This is a genomic window from Lysobacter sp. Root916 (assembly GCF_001429785.1).
Classification (GTDB): domain Bacteria; phylum Pseudomonadota; class Gammaproteobacteria; order Xanthomonadales; family Xanthomonadaceae; genus Lysobacter.
This window is the reverse complement of the sequence record NZ_LMJF01000015.1, coordinates 364,982-389,471: the sequence shown is the minus strand read 5'-3', so window position 1 is coordinate 389,471 and position 24,490 is coordinate 364,982. Positions and strand designations below refer to the sequence as shown.

Sequence of the window (24,490 nt, the reverse complement as noted above, 5' to 3'; positions counted from 1 at the left end):
AAACGTCGGCTTTGTTACATTCGGGCCGCCCCACGCCAAGGACGACCGCCGCCATGACGCTGCCGCTACCGCCCTCGCCGCTGCGCCGCTGGACCCTGGCCGGCCTGATGCTGTGCGCCCTGACTGCGTGCTGGGCGGCGCCGCCCGCAAGCGGCGAGCGGCTGCCCTGGGACCCGGGCGATTACTTCGAGGGTCCGGCCCTGCAACTGGCGGTGGCCAGCGACCGCCGCAAGGCTGAGCAGATCCGCTGGATGATCCACGAAAAAGGCATCAATCCTGATCACTTATTCGACAAAGGCGACATGCCGCTGGTGGCCTGGCCGGTGTTCAATGAGAACCCCGAAGGCCTGCGCCTGCTGCTGGAGAACGGCGCCGACCCGAANCTTATTCGACAAAGGCGACATGCCGCTGGTGGCCTGGCCGGTGTTCAATGAGAACCCCGAAGGCCTGCGCCTGCTGCTGGAGAACGGCGCCGACCCGAATGCGCGCAAGCACGAGCCGGAGCGCAAGCGAGGGCAGTACCGTAACAATGCGATGGTGCTGGCCGCGCGCAGCAAGAACCCGATTTATCTCAAGCTGCTGCTAGACCACGCCGGCGATCCCAATACGCTCAGCTCGAACAACGAGTCATTGCTGCATGTGGCGTATCTGCGCGGGCAATGGCAGAACGTGCAGTTATTGGTCGAGCGCGGTGCGCGCATCAACGAGCCTTTGTTCGCGAAATCCGAAAGTTACGAAGGCCACGACACCGTACTCAATTGGTACGCGAGCCTGGGCAATTTCGACAAAGCCTATTGGCTCTTGCAGCACGGCGCCGATCCGGCGCGCAAGATGTGGTTGCCACCGGACTTCGATGACAAGAGCCAGGGCGAGCGCATGCCCATCCTCGAATCCATCTTCTGGCTGCCGGTGAAACCGCACATGGTCGAATGGCAACGCAAATGCCAGATGTTCGCCCTAGCGCGCGGCCTGAAACCGCCGCCGATGCCCGACGGCATCAAGTTCAGCCGCAAAGGCCTGGGCCTGCCCACCGAGGAAAAGGACATTCCGCTACCGACGCTGGAGGAAGCCAAGCGCGCGCAGGCGTCCCCCGCGACGTCAAGCCCGGTGCCGACATCCCCGCCGGCGCGCTGACAGCGCCGCGGCGGTGTGTGGATTCAGTCCTCCGCCGACTCGAAGGTGCAGGCCAGGTGCCGAAGCGTTCTTGAATCGCGCAGCACCCGGAAGCAACTACCGCTCTCGCCCTCGAAGTACAGCACCGCGTCGATCATGTATTCGAGCGCGCACGAGCCGACGATGTCGCGCTCTTGGCGACGTGGCGACTATCCCTGAACAGCGCCATGCTTGGACCGAAACCGTCACTTCAAGCCGCCTTGTCGAAACGTCGGCTTTGTTACATTCGGGCCGCCCCACGCCAAGGACGACCGCCGCCATGACGCTGCCGCTACCGCCCTCGCCGCTGCGCCGCTGGACCCKGGCGATTACTTCGAGGGTCCGGCCCTGCAACTGGCGGTGGCCAGCGACCGCCGAAAGGCTGAGCAGATCCGCTGGATGACCCACGAAAAAGGCATCAACCCTGATCACTTATTCGACAAAGGCGACATGCCGCTGGTGGCCTGGCCGGTGTTCAATGAGAACCCCGAAGGCCTGCGCCTGCTGCTGGAGAACGGCGCCGACCCGAACGCGCGCAAGCACGAGCCGGAGCGCAAGCGAGGGCAGTACCGTAATAATGCGATGGTGCTGGCCGCGCGCAGCAAGAACCCGATCTATCTCAAGCTGTTGCTAGACCACGGCGGCGATCCCAATACGCTCAACTCCAACGACGAGTCGCTGCTGTACGTGGCCTACCTGCGCGGGCAATGGCAGAACGTGCAGCTGTTGATCGAGCGTGGCGCGCGCATCAACGACGGCCTCTACGCCACGCTCAACGACAAGCGCGGTCACAACACCGTGCTCAACTGGTACGCCAGCCTGGGCAATTTCGACAAAGCCTATTGGCTGTTGCAGCACGGGGCCGACCCCGCACTGAAGATACGCGCCTCGGACGAAGCCAAATTCGCGAACGACCGCGACCGCATGCCCATCCTCGAATCCATCTTCTGGCTGCCAGTGAAACCGCACATGGTCGAATGGCAACGCAAATGCCAGATGTTCGCCCTGGCACGCGGCCTGAAACCGCCGCCGATGCCCGACGGCATCAAGTTCAGCCGCAAAGGCCTGGGCCTGCCCACCGAGGAAAAGGACATCCCGCTGCCGACGCTGGAGGAAGCCAAGCGCGCGCAGGCCTCGGAGCCGAAGCCGCCGGTCGCCGCGCAGCCCGCCACATCGGTGCGCTAAGGCGACGAAGGCGCCACCTACGTCGGCCAACCGCGGACCTCAATCCGCCGACGCCTCCAGCGCATCGGCCAGACGCTCCACCGCCACCACCGTCATCTCGCCCACCTTTCCGCTCTTGGGCGCATTGGCCTTGGGCACGATCGCGCGCTTGAAGCCATGGGTCGCGGCTTCCTTCAGACGCTCCTCGCCGTTGGGCACCGGCCGGATCTCGCCGGACAGGCCGACTTCGCCGAAGGCCACGGTCTGCTCGGCCAAGGGCCGGTCGCGCAGCGAGGACAGCACCGCCAGCAGCACCGGCAGGTCGGCCGCGGTCTCCTGCACGCGGATGCCGCCGACCACGTTGACGAACACGTCCTGATCGCCGACCCCGACCCCGCCGTGGCGGTGCAGCACCGCCAGCAGCATGGCCAGGCGGTTCTGCTCCATGCCGACCGCGACCCGGCGCGGGTTGGACAGCGGCGAGGAATCGACCAGCGCCTGCACCTCGACCAGCAGCGGCCGGGTGCCCTCGCGGGTGACCATCACGCAGCTGCCCGGCTGCGGGGTGCGGCTGCCGGACAGGAAGATCGCCGAGGGGTTGGGCACCTCGCGCAGGCCCTTGTCCCCCATCGCGAACACGCCCAGCTCGTTGACCGCGCCGAAGCGGTTCTTGAATGCGCGCAGCACGCGGAAGCGGCTGCCGCTCTCGCCCTCGAAGTACAGCACCGCGTCGACCATGTGTTCGAGCACGCGCGGACCCGCGATGCCGCCTTCCTTGGTCACGTGGCCGACCAGGAACACGGCGGTGCCGGTTTCCTTGGCGTAGCGCACCAGGCGCGCGGCGCTCTCGCGGACCTGGCTGACCGAGCCCGGCGCGGCGCTGAGCTGCTCGGTCCACAAGGTCTGCACGGAGTCGGCCACGATCAGCGCCGGCTTCATGCGTGCGGCGTGTTCGAGGATACGTTCCACCCCGGTCTCGGCCAGCGCATGCACGCCGTCCAGGGGCAGGCCCAGGCGTGCGCCGCGCCCGGCGACCTGGGCCAGGGATTCCTCGCCGGTCACGTACAGGCCCGGCAGGGTCTGGGCCATGCGCACGATGGCCTGCAGCAGCAGGGTGGACTTGCCGATACCCGGGTCGCCGCCCACCAGCACCACCGCGCCGTGGACCAGGCCGCCGCCAAGCACGCGGTCGAACTCGCCGATCCCGGTGCTGACCCGCGATTCTTCGCCGTGCTGCACGTCCTTCAAGGCGGTGACGGCAGGCGCGTCGGCGCGCCCGGCCCAACTGCTGCGTCGCGTCGCCGCGACACCGCCGCCCTTGGCCGCCGGCTCGACCACGAACTCGCTCAGGGTGTTCCAGGCCCCGCACTCGCCGCACTGTCCCTGCCACTTGGTGTGGTCGGCGCCGCATTCGGAACAGACGTAGGCGGTGCGCGCCTTGGAGGCGGGCTTGCTGGCGGGCTTGGACATGGGGATCGCTGGCGGAAACTGACCGGCACTGTACCGGGACCGCGTCGCAACGCGCGAGACCGCAACGGCTGAACGGCGTGTAGGCGGATGCCGCCAGACGGGGTAGGCCCTCGCCTACCGCCCTACCCGTCTATAGGGAGGAGGCGACCGCGACGGCTCAGGCCGCCAGCGGCCGGTGGTGTTCCGGATACAGCGCGGGCAGCCAGCGCTGCGGCGTCGCCAACAGGCCCGGCACATCGGCGCGCGGCACGATCCCGTACCCGCGCGCATCGATATCCGCGGCGATGCCGCGCCAGTCCAGACGCGGCGCGGCCATGGTGCTCTCGATGGTCCAGCCGAAGCGCAAGGCGCCCAGCGCGAACATCTCGTCCAGCGGCAGCGGCCGCCCGGCGGGCGCGACGACGTAACCCTCCTCGTCGCCGACCACGAACACATCCACGCGCATCGACCGTCTCCTCGCCTCGCCTGCACCGGAGCGGCCGCGCCGCTCGATGGCGCGCCATGGTGGCGACCGCGCAAGAAAAATTTCGTGAAGAGCCGATGGCCGAACGGTGAAACACTGGCCGGCGTTCACACTCCGGTTCAGTACCGATGCTTATGCGCGCATGCGCTACGCGCCTTAGGCGGCCTCGAAGCGATTGAGCATGCGCCGCACCACCAGCGCCAGGGTGCGCCGCGACATTTCCATCGCCGCCAGGTAGTCGCCTGGACGCTCCTGCCCCATCGCGTGCTTGGCCGCGTTGACGGTGTCCAGCACCAGCACCGCGCCATCGGCGCCGACCATGTCGCTGAGCGAGCGCCGATGCGCGTCGAGGCGGCGCTCGATCTCGTAATCCAGGCCGCGCCCAGCGCGCGCGGCCACGCGCGCGAGCGTGGCGTCCAGGCGCTGGAGTTCGTCTTCGATCTGCGCGGAGCTGTAATGCATGGACGGCGGTTCCTGGGAGGGCGCGCCGGCGACGGCGGACGAGGAGCCTAGGCAGCGCGCGTCTCACCGGATGACACTGCAACGGCGGCGCGCACTTAGGCGACCACGAGTGTGACCGGCGTAGCGCGGGCGGGTTCCGCGATGCGACGCCTGCTGGTTCAGATGCGCGTCACGATCCGGCGCGGACGCCTGCATCGTCGAGCACGGGAGCCTGCCACTTGGTGTGCGCCGAGCGATGCCGCGATCCCGCCGGAGCCGACCGCACTGGATGGGATCCTTAATGCATCGCTACGACGGGGCGCCAATCCCAATACCGATGCCGGACCAAGTCGTGCCGCATCCACCATCGACACCAGGCGCGCGCGCTGGTGAAGGCGGGCGCATCCGGTCGGGCGGGATCCGAGGCTTTCGGCAGCCCCGGAAATCCGGCAAAGTGTGATGGGGATTCTTCCGCACCGACCATGCCGGCCCAGGCTCGCACGGCGCACACCTACTGCCGAATCATGTCTCAAATCATAGAAAGCACCGCCGCACGCATACGCGAGACCGTCCATTCCGCGACCACCGGCCTGGTCGAGCGCGAGCAACTGGCGGAATTGATGGTTCTGGCGGCCGTGGCGAGAGAGCATCTCCTGATCGTCGGCCCTCCGGGCACGGCGAAAAGCGCGGTCGTGAGACGGGTCGCTGCAGCGCTGGGCGGACGCTATTTCGAGTACCTGCTGGGTCGCTTCACGGAGCCGGCCGAACTTTTCGGCCCGGTCGATCTGCGCAAGCTTCGCGAGGGCACGGTCGAGACGGACGTTGCGGGCATGCTGCCGGAGGCCGAGGTCGCTTTTCTCGACGAGGTGTTCCTGGGGTCGACCGCCATCCTGAACACCTTACTGGGCGTACTGAACGAACGCCGCTTCCGACGCGGCCATACCGATCTTCCGTGCCCGCTCCGGGTCTGCATCGGCGCCGCTAACGCGCTTCCGGAAGATGAATCTCTCGCCGCCTTCGCGGATCGCTTCCTGCTGCACCTGTTCATCGATCCGGTGCCCGATCATCGGCTCGAAGCGATGCTGACCGGAGGTTGGCAGGCAGACCAGGCGAAAGTCACGCATTTTGCCGATCTGACGGATATCGACCTACTCGGCGGCGAAGTGGCACGGGTGAATATGGACGAGGCGCGAGGCGCGCTCGCCAACGCAATCCGCAAACTGCGCGGCGCCGGCTTGAGCTTGTCGGACCGAAGGATCGTCAAGACCCAGCGCCTGATTGCGGCCGCAACGGTCCTCGCCGGACGCCAAACCGCAACCGAAGCCGACCTGTGGCCGATCTTTTACGTGCTGCCCACGCGTGAGGCCCAGACCAGTGCGCAGGAGGTCCTTCGCGACTCCTTGGTCTCCGCCGCCAATCCGACCTTGCGCGCCGCCGTCGAGCACGCCGCGCTGCAACCGGTCTCGCGGGCGACGAGGCTGGTGGAAGCCGCGCGCAGCTGCCTGCACGAGCAGGACACGCCCTCAATGCGCACGATCGCCGAAGCGCTGTTGCGCGAGATCGACGCCAACTTCACTCCTCGCTCGCTTCCAGAGGAATTGGCTGTCGAGCGCGCTCGTCTGATCGAGCGCACCCACACAGACTCATGACCTGGTCCTGGCGGGATGAACCCGACCCGCCTCAACCCCAGGGCGTAATCGGGATCGGCTCGGTCGCCCGGCATCTGCTCACGATCGTCGAGCGGCTCGCGCAAGGCGGCGATACCGGGCTGATGGCGACAGCCAACGACGACGTATTGATACTGACGGGACCGGCGCAGCTACTGCCCTGGGCGGATGGCGTTCAATACATCGCGCCGCACGATGAAGCGACGGCGCTGTGGTTACCCGTTGCGGAACGCCCCGCGATTCCCATCGATTTGTTGGAGCAGGCGATCCGGCGCAAGCACCCCCGAATGCCCATGCTACTACTGCGGGAGCCAGGGCAATTGGTGCCTCTGACCCGCTTGCTGCCGGCCGACGCAGGTTTGCTGCGGCAGATTCGGAGCCGCTGGAAGGGCGACCAATGACGACGAAGCTGCCGCCGGCACTTCAGCCGTGGAGTGTCTGGCTGGATTGGTTCGACCCTGAAATAGCGACGATCGTCGGCGAGCTACTGCTGCGCCTGGATCCGCTGTTGAGCCGCGGCAACAGCCGCCTTCAGCGGGGCAAGATCGAACCCGACGGCGTCGACGACCTGCGCCAGCGCGGCCCTTACGAACGCCTGCTGTTGAGCGAATGGGCGCTCGCCGACGCGTTGCCGGACGAGTTCCTGCGCCGCGCCGCCTACCACGAACACCTGTTCCTCGCCCCTCGGCTGGTCACGCCCCAATCCGACGGATTGATCGCCGTCGTATTCGACGCCAGCCCCTCGCAGTGGGGCGCTGCGCGTCTGGTGCATGTAGCGATGTGGATACTGCTGGCCCGTCGCGCGCAGGCGACGCATATGCGTTTCGCGTGGGGCTTGGCTCACAGACCCGGCGTCCTGACGGAGAACGACTCTTCCGCGATGCTGAAGAACATGCTGAGCGCCCGCACGCACGAAGTCTCGGGGGCGGACCGGCATCGAGCCTGGCGCGACTACTTCGACTCCGCCGACCTTCCCCCCGGCGAACGCTGGCTGCTGGCGGCGACCGATGAAAACGTGGACGCGTTCAGCCATGTCGGTTCGGTGCGGCGCGGCTTCGACCACCGTCTGCATGTCCGTCTTGGCAGCGCTCAGAATCGGCGCAGCGTGGACCTGCCGATGCCGCCCTCACAACAGGCCGCGCAGTTGCTGCGTGGCGACTTCCTCGGAAATGCCAACGCGGCCGCGCATCGAAGGACCGCAGGAAAACTGTCCCTGCGACAACCTCCCCTGCTCAGCATTGGCGGAGATTACGTCGCCTTGCCGTTGTTGGGCGAAAGCCGTGCCATGGTCATCAAGATCCAGCGCAGCGAGAAGGAAAAGCCCGCCAAACCTCGTTACGGCAACTGGTCGTCCGGAGCGCAGTTGCTTTGCGGCGCGCTCTCTGGAGGCAGCTTCGGTGGCATCGTAGCCGATGCCCATCACCTGTACTTCTGGAAAATATGGGGCTTCCAGACCGTACAACGCCCTTCCAGCCGAGAATTCACCGTCACCCCCGGGCTCGCTCGGTGGCTCAGTTGCGTGTGGCTGAACAATGGCGGAAAAACCCACCGTATCGCCGTACTGGACAACGCCGGTCGCCTGTTGACCTGGACCAACGCCAGCGCGTCCCATGGCCGCAGCGATGCCGCGCATGTGATTCTGGACGAAGCGGTGGTCGCGCTCGTGCAGGCCGACCCGCAGAGGCTGATGTATGCCGCGCACAAGGCCGGCAAACTGAAGATCAAACTCGTGCATCGCGACGGAAACAAGACGCTGGTGACGAGTCTTCCGATTTCGGGGAAACCCGCCGCGGTGTTCTTTTGCGGGGCCATGCGCGACAAGGAATGGAATGGCGCCGTCTGCGTCGAACAACGCCCCGAAGGCAAGAGAAGCAAATCCAGCATATATCGCTTGTTCGAGGGCCGGCCACAGGATGGCTTTCGCGAGTACGAACTGACTATCGCGCCGGGCTCGAAGGCACTGGGACTGATCAAGGACGGGCAAACGCATACCAAGCACATATTGCTTGCTCTCAGCGCCGATCGCCGCGGGCTGATCGGGGTCGGACCGGATGGCATCGAAGACATCTATCGCTCGTCGAGAGACATCATGGCGGTATCGCTAGGAATCGACGGCGACCTGGTCGCCTTGATCAACCTCGACGGCCAACTGATCCTGCTCGGCGACGGCGGTCGCCGCTTGCTGATGAGCGTGAGCGGCCAAGCGGAGGCTGCCGATGAGTGATTCGGCCAATGTCCGCCACCCTGTGTGGCGGGGACAGCAAGCGGTGTCCGGCCTTTGGTTCCCCAGCTGGATCGCACCCGATCTGCGATCGGCCCGCTTGCTCGCGGCCTGGGTGCCAGGCTGCCGCGCCTACCGCTTCGCGACCGGGGACGCGCTGTGCTTCCCTCAGCCTCGGATTCTGGTTTGCGAGACCACGCAGGGGCTGGCGCTTTGTCGCATTCAAGGCGGCATGTATTCGGCGCCGCTGACGTCTGGCGAGCTGGCCCGGCTTCCGGCCACCGATATCGGAATCGTGCAAGGCGCCCAGGTCCTCAGCCTGACGCTTGAGCAAGCGATCGAACTCGACATGTCAGCTTCGATAGATGTCGGCGGCTACGCCCTGCACGATACCTACGATTGCCGCATCGCCGATGCCGCCCTGAAAGTCCCCCGACTCGACGGCAAGAGTGTGCGCAGCCTGCTGGGCGACAAGATTCCGCCACAAAGTAAGGACAGCGAGGCTCTACTTCGCGATATCGCCGATAAGCAAGCCGGCAGGGAAGTCAACAGTGGGGAACCTCGTTCCCTGAAGCATGGCATCGGCGCAGCGCGGGACAGCATCATCGGCCTGATGCTCTCGGCGTTCTTCAAGGCCGTCCCAGGCCCGGCGACCGGCGGCGCCTCGGCCAGGGCGGTTTCGCCCCGTCGACGACCGAACGGCCCCCAGCCATGGCGCGAAAGAATGGCGCGTCTGGCCATGCTCTCGAAGATCGCCAAGCTGATTGGCTACCGGCAAGGCGCCCACCTGCGCCGCATGATGAATATGTTCGAGAGAGGCGACCTGAACGAGGCCTTGCGCAATGCGATACCGCTGGACGGCCTCGCGGGCTCGTTGGGACCCGCCTTCTCGGCCGGCCAAAGACGACAAGATCTGCGCTTGTCCACCCACCTGGGCCCCTCTTCGAGCATCGGCATCGGCGAGGACTTGCAGTCTCATCTGCGCCGCCTGTACCGGACCGCATTCGAGCGATTCGACCGCCAAGGCGGCATCGACGAAGCTGTGTTCGTACTGGCGGAACTTCTGAACGCGCGTCAGGAGGCGCTCGACTACCTGGTCAAGCATGGCCGCCACTCCCAGGCAGCGGAGCTTGCGCTGGGGTGGGATATGCCACCCGGCATGATCATCCGATTGCTCATGCTTTCGGGCGATACGCAACGGGCGCTGCAGGTAGCGCGAAGAGACGACGCCTTCTCGGAGGCGATTCAGCAACTCCAAGCCTCTCATCCGAAGCTGGCGGACGAACTGCGATTGGAATGGGGGCACGCAAAGGTGCAGCGTGGCGACTGGCTCGGCGCCGTCGATGCCATCTGGCAGCTGCCGCACGCTCGCGATCACGCCCTGGCATGGCTCAAGGCAGCGGAAGAGGCCGGCACTGAACTCTCTGCGCGCGCACTGGTGCAGCGAGCCGCCCTGCTACCGGAAACGCTGCAGCATTACGCGGCGAGGATAGAGGTTCTGTCGGACCCGCTATCCGAGCCGGGCGCCAGATCGGCTCTGGCAGGGGCCCTGCTCGTATGTGGTGGCAAGAACGAAACCTTGCGAGCGCTGGCGACGTCGGTTTTGCCCGCCGTCGCGGCGGATCGCGCGGCCGGCCAGAACAACTTCAGCAGCAAGGACCTGAGCCGGCTGCTGAAAATTTCGAACGATCCCTATCTCATCGCCGATGTGCCCCGCTGGGCCGGCCCAAAGACGGAGCCGGACAAATCGCTTTGGCTACGAACCGAACCCCTAGCGCTGCAAGCTCCAAGGGCCGGTCTTCATGAGATACACGATGCCGCCGCGCTTCCCGGTGGCCGTTATCTCGTGGCACTGGGTGAATCCGGCGCTGCGATACTGGATTCGCATGGCCGGATCAGGCAACGCTATACCGTGCCCGCATTCAAGCTGGTCCTCGCCGACAGCGGCGAAGTGGCGCTGGCCATCGCACCTCGAGAACAAGCGTCGCGTGTTTCCAGATTGGACCTGGTAAACCATGCAATCGTCGATCTTGGCGTGATTGTGTTGCAGTTCGCGGCACCCCGTTTCGATGGCATCGGCTGGACCGTGGTCATGGCCAATCGCATTGTCGTAATCGATACCGCCAAGGACACCCGCGAAGTGCTCTGGCATGTCGCCGACCTACCGGGCCCCATCGTCGCCGCCGGCTTCTTCTCCGATCGAGAGATTTACCTGGTGGGCCTGACGGACGGCCTGCAAGATTGGAGCTACGCCCTGCCGGGGCGCCGCCTTCAAGCGCGCAGCGAACTCCGCCTGCACGACGACCGCCCCTTGCTACCGCATCGCCTATCCACGGTGCAGCAACCGCAGGTGCGCTTGTCAAACGGGACGCAGATCGAGCTGTGCTATCAACGCGATGGCGTCGATCGGCACTGCGTATTGAGCGAGGAAGTTCCCGCACAGGAGTTTCACTGCACTTTCGTTCCCTTCAGCCTGGGGATGATCGTCGGCTTGCACGAACCATCAGGCAGCCGCTACTTCGTGGTGCGGCTGGACAATGGAACCTTGGTGGCGAAGGTGGACTGGCCGGCCGGGGCATTGGCGTTCGCGCGTGAACAAGCGGAGCACTTGTTGTTTCATGACGCAACGGGACGTCTATTGGACGTGCTCATCGCACGTTCAAGCGCGCACGCCATTTCCGTGCTTTAAATCTTCGGCGCCGCGGCACCGGCCTTCACCCGCGACCCGCGCGGCTGCGTAGCAACTCGGAGTACTTGGCGATGCTCTGGTCGATCTTGTCGATGGCGAAGCCCGCCGACTCGGCTTCCATCGCGCCGGCCGCCGCGGCGACGGCGGCAGCCGCGCTCATGAACAGGTCTGTGGCCAGAATGCCCAGCGCATCTTCCGCGGCGTTGTTCGGCGCCTGATCGGTCAGTCCCTGGGTCATCTGCTTCAGCAATACCGCCTGGCTAGCCAGGGCGAGCTGGGAGATGCCGTCGAAGTAAGCGGCCGCCGAATGCGCGACCAGGTCGGCGGCGTCGGGCGACACGCGGCGCAGGGAGGCGATCGCCTCCATCGCGGTGGCGACGGAGTCCTGTGTCCGGGCTTGAATGTCCGCGTCGATAATCGGTGCGGGAGTGATCTTGTCGTCCATGATCGGTTCCTGGAGGTGGCTTGGAATGGAAAGCTGGGCGCGGAACGCGACCGTCCGACTGGCGACGCCGGCCGCGCGTAGTACGGTTCAAGCATAGCGAATCGGCTCGGCGCGCGACGCGCGCGTCGCTAACCGGAGGGCTTCCGTGCCGCCTTTGGACGGCGCGACTGCTTGCCCAATTCGGTCAGGCGCTCGGGCGAGCCCTGGCCGTTGAGCTCGTCCAACGCCGCCTGCGGATACTCGGCGAACACGTTACCCCACCAGCGTTTCAGGCTGTTGTCCCAAACGCGCCAGCCGTCGCCCGGGACCGCCCGGCCTACATAGCGTCGTTTGCGGGCTCCCATGATCGGCTACGCCCCGCCTACTTCCACCAGACCTCGCGCATCGGCATCGCATCGGCACAGGTGCCGCGAAGCCGGTCCTGCGCGTACGGCGGCAGTTGATCCGAACGGCCCAGGTCCAAGTAGTGAAGCTGGCGCATCAGCTCGGCGCAAGACGTCGCTCGAAACGTGCCGGACCACCCCAGCAAGGCGGCTTCCATTTCCCCGTCGCGGGTGCGGGCCTGCGGGAACAGCACGATCTGCTCGTACAAGCTATCGCCGTACTTACCTACCACGAGGGCGTCTTGCAGGTAGCGCGAACGCGTCGTGGCGCTGTCCTGATCGATGCCGTAGATGAAGTACCGGTCATCGTCGGCATGCAGCGGCTGGGCTTGCGCGAGCGCCAATCCCTCCGGGTCGAGACGCGCGACGGTGTCGACCGCGCCCAGCGATAGAAAGCCGGTGCCGTGCGCGATCGTTCGCCAGTCCGCCTGCGGACGTTGCGCACGAATGAAGTCCAGATAGGAACGCGGCAACGCGACGCCGAGCGCGCGTTGGCGTTCCTCGATTGTCCGCTCCAGCGCGCCCTCCTCCAGCGGCAACGCGACCGTCGCGACCAGCGGCTCCGGGCCCGCGCTGCGCGCCTGTCCGACTTCGCGCGACCAGCAATCCAGGAACCGGCGCCAGTCCGTCGGCGTGCCTGCGTATCCGGAAACCCGTTGATCCAAGGTCATGGCGTGCTCGCTCTGGCTCGGCGTATCCGGCGGCGTTCGGGCGCAGCCTGCCAGGATCAGCAGGACCGCCACCAGAAGCCGCCGGCGCATCAGCTTATCGCGAGCAGACATAGCCTGTAACGGGCAGGCCGCGCACTGCGACCACTTTGTACCTGCGGCTGGGCGTGTTGGCGGGGATGCCGCAGCGCGCATGGAACCAGCGCAGATGCGAGCCAACGCTGCGGTTCTGCGATTCGTTCACGCTGCGCAACGACACGTCGTTGGCCGCGCCGCCTTCGCGACTGGCCGCCCAGGGATACTCGTCGCAATCCGTGCCTGCGCCACCGGCGCAGGCACGACCCGGCCCCTTGTTCAGTCGCAACCAAGCGCGGCTGTGCGGAGGTTCTTGCCGCGACAGCATCGATGGCTTGCCCTCGCTCAGCGCGTCGCCGACATGCGCGCGCACCTCGGCGCTGTCGTCGCCGACCAGGAACATGGCGAACTGCGGCTTGCACTTGTTCTCGCCGGACTTCGCCGAGTTGATGCACTCCTCCAGCTTGGTGCGGATCAGCACGTCGGTCAGGACGTAGGTGCCGGTCACGGCCGCGACCGAGTACAGCGTCACCTTGGCGATCAGGCCCGCGGTGACCAGCGACGGCACGGCGGTTACCGACAGCTGCGCCTGGATCTGCAAGCCCATGGTCATGCCGCCCAGGTCGCTGAAATAGCCGCTGGGGTCCACGTAATAGGCCGGACTCGCGTTGGCGTACAGATACTTGTGCAGGCTGACCGGATCGCTGTCGTCGCCGGAGTAGGCGTCCATCTGGGTGAAACGCCCGTTGGCCGGGTTCATGTAGCGCGCACGCAGATAGTAGAAGCCCAGGTTGGGATCGAGCTGCTCGCCGGCGAACAGGAACGCGTTGTCGCTGGAGCCGGTGTGCGACTCGGTTTCGCCGAAGGCCTCGAACCAGTAGCGATCCGCCGCAGCACCCGCCGAGGTGGTCAGCAAACGCGTGCTGCCCAATCCGTCGCCGTGCAGATAGACCGTCTGTCCGCCGTCGCTGCGCCCGATGCGATCGTCGCCCATCAGGTACAGCACCGCGCGCGCGCCGGTGTGCTCCTCGATGACCTGATCGTTGCGGGCCGTCGGGTCGACCACGTAACGCGTGGTCACGCCGTTGACCGTCTGCGCCTGGCGGATGCCGGCCGGATCGTAGCGGTAAGACATCGCGCCGGTCGGCGTGACCGCATCGATCAGGCGGTCGCCGCCGTCGTAGCTGTACATGCTCAGCCCCGCGACATCGCTGCGTTCAATCAGGCTGCCGTTGGCGTCGTAACGGTACTGCACCGCCCCGCCACCGCCGACGTCCTCGCGCTGCAAGCGGTCGTTGACGTCGTAGGTGTAGGCCGTGCTGGTGGTGACGCCGGCCTTGGTCCGCACCTGGGTGAGGCGATTGCCGACCGCGTCGTAGGTCCAGTCGGTGGTGCGGTTGCCGCGCGTGCTGTCGACCACTTGCTCGCGCTTGAGCCGCTTGAGCGCATCGTACTGGTAGGTCACGGTGCGCGTCGAACCCACGCTGCTCTCCACCGCCTGGGTACGCAGGCCGGTGTTGTCCACCGTGTAGGTGAAGCCCAACAGGACCGCGTTGGCCGCGGAACGGTGGGTGAGGGTCTTCAGGCGGTTGCGCACGTCATAGGTGTAGTCGGCGCGGTTGCCGTTGGGCAACTGCAGCAGGCTGCGGCTGCCGACCTCGTTGTATCCATACGTGGTGGTGGCGCCGTCGCGAACGACGGTGGCCAGTCGATTCAGCGCGTCGTAGGTGTAGGCGACGTCCTGGCTGGCGGTGGTCATGCGCAGGCGGTTGCCCATCGGATCGTACTGATACGCGATGGCCACGCCGTCGGCCTGCACGACCGAGTTCAGGCGGTCGCCGGCATCGTAGCCGTAGCTCGCAGTGCCGGCGCCGTCGGTGCGCGTGGCGATCTGCCCCGTAGCCGTGTACGTGGTGACCGCGCCGGAGCCGTCGGCATGCCGCACCTCCAGCTCTCGATTCATCGCGTCGTAACGGAACTGACGCTGCGCGCCGTTGAAGTCGACATGGCCGACGCGATTGCCGTTGCCGTCGTACGCCCAGGTTTCGACCTGCCCGCCCGGCAAGGTCCGCGCGACCGGGCGGCCGGCGTCGTCGTAAGCCCATTGCGTGACGCGCCCCAATGCGTCGGTCTGGGCGATCTTGTTGCCCATCTCGTCGTAGGCGAACGTGGTCCGGCTACCCGCAGCATCCACCACCGCCGACAGTTGCCCGGTCGGCGTGTACTCGAAGGCGGTGACACGACCCATTTCATCGGTCGTGCTGGATTTCCGGCCCTGGGCGTCGTAGCCGAGAAGGCTACGCGGGTTGTCGGTGTCGGCGGTCGTCGTGTCGGGATGGAGGGTCTCGACCAGTCGGCCCAGCGGGTCGTAGACGAACTTGGTCGTACGCGCCAGCGCGTCCTTGATGCTGGCCTTGGTGCCGTTGACGTTGTAGGCGGTGGTGGTCGACCGCCCCAGCGCGTCGGTCACGACAGTCTGCCGTCCGGCATCGTCGTAGGCGATGGTGGTGGCGTTGCCGCGCGCATCCTCGCGCCGCACCTCGCGTCCGGCCTTGTCGTAACCGATGCGACTGACCGCGCCGTCGGGCAGATGGGTCTCGATCAAGCGGCCCGCCGCGTCGTACACCATGGTCGTGGTGCGCCCGGCGCGGTCGATCGTGGCGATCACGCGGCTCTCCGCGTCGTACACCGAGCGGTCGCGGGTGCCGTCCGGATGGCGCGTCTCGACCAATTGGCCGAACGCGTCGTAGTCCATCTCGGTGCGGTTGCCGTTGGCGTCGATGTCCGCCGACTGCTTGCCGATCGCGTTGTACTCCCAACGCGATACCTGGCCGATCGGATCGGTGGTGGAGGTACGGTTGCCCTTGGCGTCGTAGGTGTGGCGGGTGACCAGCGAGCGGGTGCTGCCGTCCGCCGCAGTGCGCGTACGCGTCTCGGTCAAGACGTGGCCGGCATCGTCGTAGGTGTACACGATGACCGCGCCCAGGGCGTTGGTCTCGCGCGTCTTGTTGCCACGACTGTCGTAGGCGTACGACGTGGTCGTCCCGTCCGGCAGGCGTACGCTCGCCAAGTCGCCGCTGGTGGCGTAGGTGTACTCGGTCTTCTGGCCCAGCGCGTTGGTGGACGACGTCAACTGGCCGTTGCGGCTGTTGTAGACGTTGTTGGCCACCGTCGCGCCGCTGGCGTCGGTCTGGGTCAGCACCTGGCCGCGGCTGTCGTAGGTCCAGCGCGTGGTCTGATTCAGCGGATTGGTTTCGCTGATCTTGTTGCCGGCGGCGTCGTACTCCCAGCGCCAGACCTCGCCCTCGCCGTTCTCGCGGCTGAGCTCGTTGCCGTACGCGTCGTAGCCGTGCTTGGTGACCTCGCCCAGCGGATTGATTTCCTGGGTCACGCGACCGTTTTCGTCGTAGGCGTAGGTCGTCGACTGGCCCAGGCGGTTCTTGACTACCTGGGTGCGGCCGACCAGATCGACGGTGTATTCGATCCGCCTGCCTTCCGCGTCGATATGCGCGATCAGGCGCCCGTTCTCGTCGTACTCGCTACGCGAGGCGCGGACGCCGCGCGGATCGATGATGTCCTGCAGGTAATGCGGGAAACGGCCTTCCAGGTAGCCGTAACGGGTGACCTCGCCGCGCTGGTCCACCGACGCGGTCAGGTTGCCCGCGAAGTCGTAGGTGTAGTCGATGAAGTTGCCGTCGGGCAGGCGGATGGTGGAGATTCGGCCCGCGCTGTCGCGGATGAACTGCACGCCCACGCCGCTGGAGTGCACGATGCCGTCGCGGGTGTAGGTCAGGGTGTTGCCGTCCAGGTCGGTGACCCGGCGGATGCCGACGCCCTGGCGCAGGTCGTAGCGCATGCCCTCCTTGGTGGTCAGGGCATAGTCGTTCGGGTCCGCCGGACCGATCTCGCCCAGATCGATCAGCTGGTTGCCCGCCAGCCTGACGCTGCCCAGGGTGGTCTGCTCCAGCTTGGAGGTCGTCCCCGGCAGGGCCTCGAACACGATCTGCACGTCGATGTTGGGCACGATGAACTGGCACTCCGGCATCGCCTTGGCGCGGAACTTCTCCAGCTTGCCGTCCGGCAACGCGACGGTGACGATCGGATCGCCCTGCGGCTGCACGCACCAGTTGCTGAAGAAGCCCGAGCGATACTCGTTCAAGCTCCAGCCCAGGCCGATCGTGCGCGATTCGTGCACGCGCACGTTCTGATAGTCGACGCTCCAGCCATAACCGAAATCGAGCTTCTCGTGGCTGCGGCGGGTGTCGTAGGTGCGCGTGACGGTGATCGGAATACCCATCACCGGGATCGACACGTCGGGGAAGCTCAGGCTGAAATGCCCCAGCTTCATCTCGCCGTCGACCACGATGCTGCTGAACGCCTTGGACTGATGGCCGGCGCTGTCCCAGGCTTCCAGCACGACCACGTACTGGCCGTTGAGCAGGCGCGTGGGATCGAGTTGCCCCAGCGTGCCGGACACCGCGGCGGTGCCGCTGGCCAGCTGCTGCGCATTGCTGCCGTCGCGGTCGACCAGATACAGCTTCCAGCCCGCCAGATCGGTGTCCTGCACCGAGCCGGTGATCGTTGTCGGCGCGGTCACCACCGCGTCGTCCGCCGGTGCGGTCAGGGTCAGGGTCGGCCCCTCGCTGCTGTTGGCGTCCAGAACGGTGAACTCACCGCTGACCTCGACCGTGTCGGTGCCGTCGCTGACGATCGCCACCAGGGCATGACGCCCGATCAGGGTGGTCTGCACCAGCGCGCGCAGGTTCGCGTCCACCGGCACCAAAGCGCCGTCCATGCGCAGTTCCACGCTGACCTGCGAGCCGGCATTGACCGGCAACACCTGCACGGTCACCACTTCGTTCGGACCGACCTGCGGCGGCTGCACATCCAGGGTCGCGCTGAAGGCCAGGCCCTCGACCACGCGCAGCAGCCAGGCCTGCTCGGTCCACAGCGCGCCGTCGCTGACGCGCAGACGAACCGGGTAGTCGCCGATCTGGGTGGGCTGCCAGTCGATGCGGCCGGTCTGGGCGTCGATCGTCATGCCGGCCGGCGCCTGGGTCAGGCTATAGGCCAGCAGATCGCCGTCCGGATCCAAGGTCAGCACGTCGTAGCGGTAGGCACGCCCCAGCTTGGCCGAGGTGGCCGGCGCGCTATGGATCACCGGCGCGCCGTTGCCGCCGCCGCTGCTCTGCTCCACCACTTCCACGCTGAAGGTTTGCCAGGCCACGCCGCCGCGGCCGTCGGCCACTTGCACCTTGAGCGCGTGCTGCCCGATCTGATTCAGCGCCGGCGTCCACTCGATGCGGCCGGTGTCGGCCGCCATCGCCATGCCGCGCGGGTACTCGAGCAAGCTGTAGCTCAGCGCGTCGCCATCGGCGTCCTCGGCCGCGACGTCGTAGACGTAGGCCTGGCCGACGATCGCGCGCGGATTGGGCGTACTGACGATCTGCGGCGCATGGTTGACCGGATCGTTGACGTACACCGTGAAGGTTTGCCGCGCCCAACCGCCGCGGTCGTCGCGCACTTCCAGTTCGAACTCGACCGCGCCGGTCTGCGCGGCGCTCGGCGTCCAGCGCACGGTCGAAGCCGGGCCGATCGCAGCGCCCGCGGGCAGGCGGTTCCAGACGTAGCTCAACGGATCGCCGTCCGGATCGACGGCGGCCGCGGCGTACTCGTAGGCCTGGCCCAGCGTCATCGACAAGCCGGGCGTACTGGTGATGGACGGGGCGCGGTTGGGCGTGGCGTAGACCTTGATCGCGTAGGCCTGTTCCGCGCGCGCGTTGCGCTCGTCGGTCGCGACCACCTTGACCGCGACCGGCGTGGCCGGCGCCGTACTCGGTTGCCACAGCACGGTGCCGGTGCGCGCATCGATCTGCATGCCCGCGGGCGCGCCCTCCAACGAATAGCGGATGCGTTGGCCTTCCGGATCGGTGGCGCGCACGTCGTAACGATAGACCTGGTCCACCGTCGCGGCCGTGATCGCGGTCGAAACGATGGTCGGCGCCTGGTTGGGCTCGGTCGAGGCCGCTACGTCGACGGTCCACGATTGCTGGGTGGCGTTGCCGTTGAGGCTGCGTGCGGCCAATACGAAGGTAAAGCGACCCACCTGGCCCCAGCGCGGGACCCAGGTCAGCTCGCCGGTGCGCGGATTGACCACCGCGCCGTCCGGCGCGCTGCTCAACTCGTAGGTCACCGCGTCGCCCAGGTGCGGCGAGGTCGCCGCGGCCTGGTAGCGGTAGGCCTGATGCTCGATCGCGTTGCGCGGCGCGGTGCTGGTGATGCTGGGCGCGAGCATGCGCTCGCTGACCGCCACCACCCACAGCAGCCGGGCCTGCAGCCCGCCGTGATCGGCGACGGCGATCGACGCGACCCGGCCGGACGCCATGTTGTTGCCGACTTCGCACTCGTTCTCGTCGGCGGCGGCGAGGATCACCGCGGTGACCTCCTCGCTGCCGACCGCCTCGATCGTGGTCGCCAGCTGCGCCGCCACGCTCTGCCCGGGCGCGACGGGCGGCACGGTCGCCTTGCCGATCAGACTTCCGGCATCGACGCCGCCCCGATAGAACGCGACCTCCAGCGAGCGGCTCCCGGCCGTGCCGCGATTGACGACGTCCGCGGTCAGGGTCAGGCCAGCGGCGTTCTGCGCGCCGTACGGTGCCGAGACGCGCAGGTCGGAGCGGAACGTGGTGGCCTGGGTCACCGCCTGACGCTGGCCCTGCACATACAGGGCCGCGGGCGGGCGCGAAACATCGGTGGGGGTCGGCCGCAGATCGCTGCGGACCTGATCCAGCGCGAAGGCGCTCTGATGCAGCACGCGCGAGCCCGCATGCCAAGGCAGTGTGGTCGAGCCGTAGGCACGCAGGGCGTTGCTTTCGCTGACCAGCAGCATGGCATTGCCGTCGCCGTCCAGGTCCACCAGGGTCGGCGTGTGCGAGTGATGGTCGCTCATGCCGGTGAAGCGCCACAGCACCGCACCGGTACGTCCGGCCACGACCTGCACATAGCCCGGGTTGGTGGTGAAGATTTCCAATTCGCCGTCGCGGTCGATATCGGCCGCCATCGCGGCGCGCGAATTGTTCGCGCTCCAGTTGGTCGCGCCGCTGATATCCCACAGGGTCTCGCCGCCGGCGCTGGAATGCAGGCGACCGGATGCAGCCACGAAGATGTCCTCGCTGCCGTCTCCGGTGAAATCGGCGACCAGCAGCGGGCCGGCCGTGGAGACCTGCGCGGTACGCAACCACACGTTGTTGCCGTCGGCGTCCACCAGGCTCAAGCGATAGCCGCGGCTGGTGTGTTCGCTGATCGCGATGTGCGCACGCGCGCTGCCAGCCACGCGCACCGGCGCGTAATACGCATAATTGACGGTGCCGTCCAAGGCGCTGGGCAGCTTCTTGCGCAGCGCGCCGTTGGCATCGCGGATCTCGCCGCGATACAGCACTTCGCGACGGCCGTCCTGATCCAGGTCGATCGCCAGGGCCTGACCGCGGCTGTCGGCGCTGGCCGGGAACTGCCACTTCAGGGTGCCGCCAGCCGTAAACACCGACGGACCGATCAGGATCTCCGAGGTTCCGTCGCCGTCCAGGTCGCTCACGCTGATCGCGTTGTAGTTCAGCGCATTGGCGGCCACCGGCACGTTACTGACCCAGCGCGGGCTGCCGTCCGGGCGCAAGGCGACCAGGTAGCGCTGGCTGTCCACGAACAGGATCGAGACATTGCCCTGCCCTTCCAGATCGGCCATCGCCGGCTGGATGTACCAATCCGGCGTGCGCTGGTTATAGCTCCACAGGGTTTCGCCGGTGTGGGCGTCAAAGGCATGCAGGCGGCGATTGCCGACGGTGGTGTCGGTCCAGCTGATCGCCACCACCGCGGTGAGGTCGGCCGAGGTCAGCTGGCCGTCCATGTTGGTGTCGAGGATCGGGCCCACCAGCGGCTGGGTCGGGAACCGCACCTTGGTGTTGGCCCAGCGCGAACCGGGCGCGAACTCGCCCAGCGCCGGGTCGCGCGCCAGGCAGAACGGATTGGCCGCCGCCATTGCGGCCGGATAGCGCGAGCTCACCGAGGCGGCGGGCCAGTTCAAGCGCCCGCTCACGCCATCGACGTCGGAACCCGGCGGCAGGATCGTGCCCTGCCACGCGAACTGCTCCAGCACGTTGACGTCGCTGACGGTGGGCGAATACGAATACGCCGAACCCAGCGTGGCCTGCAGCGCCGGCGCATTGGTGATGCGCGGCGCCTGATTGGGCAGATCGCCCAGCAAGGTGTAGACCTGCAGATCGTAGTTGCCGTGCTGGTCGCGCACGCGCAGCACCACGCGCTCGCTCTTGCCCGCGAACGCGGCGGGCACCTGCCACTGCACCGCGCCGGTGGCGGCGTCGATGCTCAGACCGGTCGGGCCCATGAAGACGTCGTAGCGCAGCTCGGACGACGGCGCCGCGGTAACTTGCGTCGCGTAGGCGTAGAGCGTGCCCTGCACCGCCCGGCGCTCGGGTTCGGAGACGAAGCGAGGCGGCAGGATCGCCGCATCCACGCTGAGCGTGTAGCGCTGGCGCGCCTCGGCGCCGGCCAGGTCGCGCACCACCAGTTCCACCGTGTGCGTCCCGGCTTGCGAGGCATCCGGCACGAAGGTGAGCTCGCCGGTCAGGCGGTTGACCGCCATGCCGATGGGCGCGGTCGCCAGCGCGTAGGACATCGCGTCGCCGCGGTCCGGGTCCGCCACCGTCGGCGCGTAGACATAGCGTCGGCCGACGCCGGTGGTCGCCGCCGGCGTCGAGGTGATGGTCGGCGCCTGATTCTGGTCGATCACCTGCACCGAGAAACTCTGCTCGGCGTACAGCCCGGCGCGGTCGGTGACGCGCGCGCGCACCCAGGCCACGTCCAGCGCGTTGTTGTCGGTGGCGCACTCGGCGACCTGCGTGGGCACCAGGATGCGCGCGCTCAGGCGACCCGGCTCGGCGCCGGCCTGCACCCACCACGGAACGGTCAGATGCGAGAGCGCGCCGGCCGCCAGGTCCGGCACGGCTTCCACCGACACCAGCTGGTCGTCGGCGAAGATCTGCACGGCGATCGCGTCGCCCACCGGCGCCAAGCCGCGGTTGCCGATGTCCAGTTCGATGGTGGCGCCGTTGGACGCCAGGCCGTGCACGTAGACGTCGGGCAGATTGCGGGTCGGCAGCTGCTGCAGGATTTCCTGCACCTTGATCTTCAGCAGCGCGTTGGTGAACGACTGCGCCACTCGGCCGCCGTCGCGCAGGACTTCGATGTCCCAGGCCGCGCCGCCAGTTTCCAGGGCCATGTTGACGTAATCGGCGATCGTGGTGCCGTCGCCGCCGTAGGCGCTGGCGTTGGCGCAGGTCAGGAAGCCGCCGCGGCCATCGGCCTTGTAGCCGACCTTGTGCTGGCCCAAACCCAGGGCCGCGCTGCCGTCGCCGCACTTGAAGCGGGCATTGACGACCGCGTTGAGCACGGCCTTCTGCGTGCGCATCTCGCCCAGCAGGGACGCGTAGGTGATCGACGCATCGGTGTTGTCGCGGTCTTCGTCGGTGACCAGGATGATGTTGCGCGCGGTGGTTTCGCGCAGCGGGTACTGGAAGATGGCGTGGCGCACCGCGCGCCAACCGTCCTCGGTGCCGCTGCCGCGCAGCGCCAACTGCGCGCTGGCGGTGATGAATTGGCGGTAGTCGCCGGTCAGGGTGGTGCCGACGTTGATCGGCAGCGGCACCGGGTCGTAGGCCAGCAGACCGTAGCGATTGGGGACGGCACCGTCGCCGACGCCGTTGGTGGTCAGGTGCGCTTCCAGCGGCGCGGCGAAGTCGGCGATCCAATCGTGCTCGCCCGACATCGAGCCGGATTCGTCGACCACCACCACCACGTCGGCGGCCGCGGCCAGGCTGGAGGTACGCTCGCCGCCGGCCATGCACATCGCGTTCGGCAGGCGGTTGTTGCCGGCCCAGCCGGCGCCGTTCCAGGCGATATCGCCGGTATCGGACGCGATGGTCATGCCATCCGGGCGCTTGAGCAGTTCGTATCGCAGCAGATCGCCGAGGTCCGGATCCTGCGCGCGCAGCGGGTACAGATACCCCTCCAGTTCCGGCGCGTCGTGCACCGCCGAGGTCACGATCAGCGGCGGACGGTTGCTGCGCTCCACCACCACCACGAAGGACTGCGCATCGCTGGCGCCGGCGCGGTCGGTGACCGCCACAGTCACCGGGTGCTCGCCGGCCTGGTCGACGCCGGGCGACCATTCGATCAAGCCGCTGGCCGGATCGATGCGCATGCCTGCGGGCGCGTTCACCAGCGAATACGTCAGCACGTCGCCGACGTCGATGTCTTCGGCCGTAACCGGGTAGCGGTACGGCGTATTGTCCAGCGCCCGCAGCGGCGGCACGCTGGTGATATGCGGCGGGTCGTTGACCGGCGTCACTTCGATCGCGACGGTGGCCACGTTGGAGTCGAACTCGCCGTCGTTGCTGCGGAAGGTCAGGCGGTCCGGGCCGTTGTAGTTGGGCGCCGGGGTATAGACCAGGTCGGGCGCCGTGCCGCTGAGCGTGCCGTGCTGCGGTTGCTCCAGCACTTGATAGGTCAAGCTGTCCGACTGGGTATCGGTGGCGGTGAGGCTAAGCGCCAACGCGGTGTCTTCCGGCGTCGACAGGTTCTGGTCCTGCGCGACCGGCGGCTGGTTGTAGCAACGCTGGTAACCGCGGAACTCGAAGCTCAGCCAGCCATGACCGGTCAGTTGGTAGTCGCGCAGGCGAATCACCGCGAACTGCTGGACGCGGTAGTCGTAGCGGTTGCCCTGTCCGCGCGTCTGCGAGTACGCGGGCACGACGATGTCGCGCCCCACCAGGGCGGCCATGTTCTGCCGCACCTGTGCGGCGTTCATCGAGCCGGGCCCGCCTTGCACCCAGTCGCCGATGTCCAATCGCTGATCCTGGGCGTCATCGGGGTTGCGATAGGTATCGCTGTCGCCCGGCGGTACCAGGCTGGCGGCCAGGGTGGGCGCGCTGGGTTGGCCGGACCAGGTCAGCCAGCTGTAGTTGCCGGCCCCGGTGCCGCGCGGCATGCGCTCGAACACCGTACCGGGCGCCGCGCCTTGCAGCAGCGAGGCCGGAACCGCGATCGGATAGATGGCGCAGAAGTTCGAGTCCGGCGCGGAGGCGCCGAAGGCCTCGATCAGCCGCTGCTGGGCGCCCGACGCGAGTACCGCGCCCGCCACCACCACCGCGCCCAAGAATCCCCAGGCGAACGTACGCAAACTACGGCCACCGCGACCGTTTTCCCTGTTCATACCGCTCTCCCCAGAGCATAGCCATCCAAGCAGTCATCGCCATCCATGGCCCGATCAGGGAGCCCGGCAGAACGCTGCCAATACCCGACCTCCCGCCGACAGTCGACGAGAGGCCGCTACGAATCATGAAAGGACGAGCGATCGGCTCGCCAGCCCCTCTTCCCTACAGCACAGAGGGGACGTTCGCGTGCGCCCGTCACCGAAGCCACCGGCCGCCCGCGCCGCAATGAACTGCGCTTACGGGCCCCGGCACGAAGCCGCGCCAGCCCGGTAAGACGCCTTGCGATCCCCCTCTATCAGGGTAGCGCATCGGATATTACGAACAGAAGTGCATCCGCGGTCGGCTGGCCTCGTGCCTCGCCCCCAGC

12 protein-coding genes are annotated in these 24,490 nt (G+C 67.2%); 5 read left to right on the top strand and 7 right to left on the bottom strand.

The window, feature by feature from the left end; genetic code table 11:
- Positions 1-1,551 precede the first annotated feature (1,551 nt).
- Complete coding sequence (locus ASE35_RS18305; protein ID WP_057164709.1) at positions 1,552-2,337, top strand: ankyrin repeat domain-containing protein; 786 nt, start codon at positions 1,552-1,554, stop codon at positions 2,335-2,337.
- 39 nt (positions 2,338-2,376) lie between these two features.
- Here ASE35_RS18305 and radA read toward each other — a convergent pair whose 3' ends face one another.
- The 3 genes from radA to ASE35_RS18290 form a co-directional block, all read right to left on the bottom strand.
- Complete coding sequence (radA, locus tag ASE35_RS18300; protein WP_056175861.1) at positions 2,377-3,786, bottom strand: DNA repair protein RadA; 1,410 nt, start codon at positions 3,784-3,786, stop codon at positions 2,377-2,379.
- Between the two features lie 157 nt (positions 3,787-3,943).
- Positions 3,944-4,231 (bottom strand): hypothetical protein, encoded by a 288-nt coding sequence (locus ASE35_RS18295; RefSeq protein ID WP_056175864.1) that lies wholly within the window; start codon positions 4,229-4,231, stop codon positions 3,944-3,946.
- Positions 4,232-4,405: 174 nt separating this feature from the next.
- Positions 4,406-4,711: a hypothetical protein gene (locus tag ASE35_RS18290; RefSeq protein WP_056175867.1), complete on the bottom strand. Its 306-nt coding sequence runs from the start codon at positions 4,709-4,711 to the stop codon at positions 4,406-4,408.
- A gap of 503 nt (positions 4,712-5,214) precedes the next feature.
- Here ASE35_RS18290 and ASE35_RS18285 point away from each other — a divergent pair.
- From ASE35_RS18285 to ASE35_RS18270, 4 genes are read left to right on the top strand one after another with little or no spacing between them, the layout of a single operon-like run.
- Positions 5,215-6,339 carry an AAA family ATPase gene (locus ASE35_RS18285; protein ID WP_057159872.1) on the top strand — a complete coding sequence of 375 codons (1,125 nt, stop codon included), beginning with the start codon at positions 5,215-5,217 and terminating at the stop codon, positions 6,337-6,339.
- Positions 6,336-6,758 (top strand): hypothetical protein, encoded by a 423-nt coding sequence (locus ASE35_RS18280; RefSeq protein WP_057164708.1) that lies wholly within the window; start codon positions 6,336-6,338, stop codon positions 6,756-6,758. The genes ASE35_RS18285 and ASE35_RS18280 overlap by 4 nt, the downstream gene beginning before the upstream one ends.
- Positions 6,755-8,581 (top strand): hypothetical protein, encoded by a 1,827-nt coding sequence (locus tag ASE35_RS18275; RefSeq protein WP_057164707.1) that lies wholly within the window; start codon positions 6,755-6,757, stop codon positions 8,579-8,581. The genes ASE35_RS18280 and ASE35_RS18275 overlap by 4 nt, the downstream gene beginning before the upstream one ends.
- Complete coding sequence (locus ASE35_RS18270; RefSeq protein ID WP_057164706.1) at positions 8,574-11,267, top strand: bpX6 domain-containing protein; 2,694 nt, start codon at positions 8,574-8,576, stop codon at positions 11,265-11,267. The genes ASE35_RS18275 and ASE35_RS18270 overlap by 8 nt, the downstream gene beginning before the upstream one ends.
- Positions 11,268-11,292: 25 nt before the next feature.
- On the opposite strand, the gene ASE35_RS18265 is transcribed toward ASE35_RS18270, so the two are convergent.
- The 4 genes from ASE35_RS18265 to ASE35_RS18255 all read right to left on the bottom strand — a co-directional run bounded on the left by ASE35_RS18265 (position 11,293) and on the right by ASE35_RS18255 (position 24,122).
- Positions 11,293-11,712: a hypothetical protein gene (locus ASE35_RS18265; protein ID WP_200943948.1), complete on the bottom strand. Its 420-nt coding sequence runs from the start codon at positions 11,710-11,712 to the stop codon at positions 11,293-11,295.
- Positions 11,713-11,840: 128 nt separating this feature from the next.
- Positions 11,841-12,056, bottom strand: a complete 216-nt coding sequence (locus tag ASE35_RS20845) for a hypothetical protein (RefSeq protein ID WP_082576327.1) — start codon at positions 12,054-12,056, stop codon at positions 11,841-11,843.
- A 17-nt stretch (positions 12,057-12,073) separates the two neighbouring features.
- On the bottom strand, positions 12,074-12,877 hold the full coding sequence (locus ASE35_RS18260) for a hypothetical protein (RefSeq protein WP_157489557.1): 804 nt from the start codon (positions 12,875-12,877) through the stop codon (positions 12,074-12,076).
- Entirely contained in the window at positions 12,861-24,122 is an 11,262-nt protein-coding gene (locus ASE35_RS18255) for a putative Ig domain-containing protein (protein ID WP_082611358.1), read from the bottom strand. Before ASE35_RS18255 ends, ASE35_RS18260 begins: the two co-directional genes overlap by 17 nt.
- Between the last annotated feature and the right edge of the window lie 368 nt (positions 24,123-24,490).

Bases quoted from the DNA above. Each gene is read 5' to 3' on its own strand.
- ASE35_RS18270 (WP_057164706.1), top strand. From the start codon at position 8,574: ATGAGTGATTCGGCCAATGTCCGCCACCCTGTGTGGCGGGGACAGCAA.
- ASE35_RS18295 (WP_056175864.1), bottom strand. From the start codon at position 4,231: ATGCGCGTGGATGTGTTCGTGGTCGGCGACGAGGAGGGTTACGTCGTC.
- ASE35_RS18280 (WP_057164708.1), top strand. From the start codon at position 6,336: ATGACCTGGTCCTGGCGGGATGAACCCGACCCGCCTCAACCCCAGGGC.
- ASE35_RS20845 (WP_082576327.1), bottom strand. From the start codon at position 12,056: ATGGGAGCCCGCAAACGACGCTATGTAGGCCGGGCGGTCCCGGGCGAC.
- ASE35_RS18285 (WP_057159872.1), top strand. From the start codon at position 5,215: ATGTCTCAAATCATAGAAAGCACCGCCGCACGCATACGCGAGACCGTC.
- ASE35_RS18290 (WP_056175867.1), bottom strand. From the start codon at position 4,711: ATGCATTACAGCTCCGCGCAGATCGAAGACGAACTCCAGCGCCTGGAC.
- ASE35_RS18275 (WP_057164707.1), top strand. From the start codon at position 6,755: ATGACGACGAAGCTGCCGCCGGCACTTCAGCCGTGGAGTGTCTGGCTG.
- ASE35_RS18265 (WP_200943948.1), bottom strand. From the start codon at position 11,712: ATGGACGACAAGATCACTCCCGCACCGATTATCGACGCGGACATTCAA.
- ASE35_RS18255 (WP_082611358.1), bottom strand. From the start codon at position 24,122: ATGAACAGGGAAAACGGTCGCGGTGGCCGTAGTTTGCGTACGTTCGCC.
- ASE35_RS18305 (WP_057164709.1), top strand. From the start codon at position 1,552: ATGACCCACGAAAAAGGCATCAACCCTGATCACTTATTCGACAAAGGC.
- radA (WP_056175861.1), bottom strand. From the start codon at position 3,786: ATGTCCAAGCCCGCCAGCAAGCCCGCCTCCAAGGCGCGCACCGCCTAC.
- ASE35_RS18260 (WP_157489557.1), bottom strand. From the start codon at position 12,877: ATGTCTGCTCGCGATAAGCTGATGCGCCGGCGGCTTCTGGTGGCGGTC.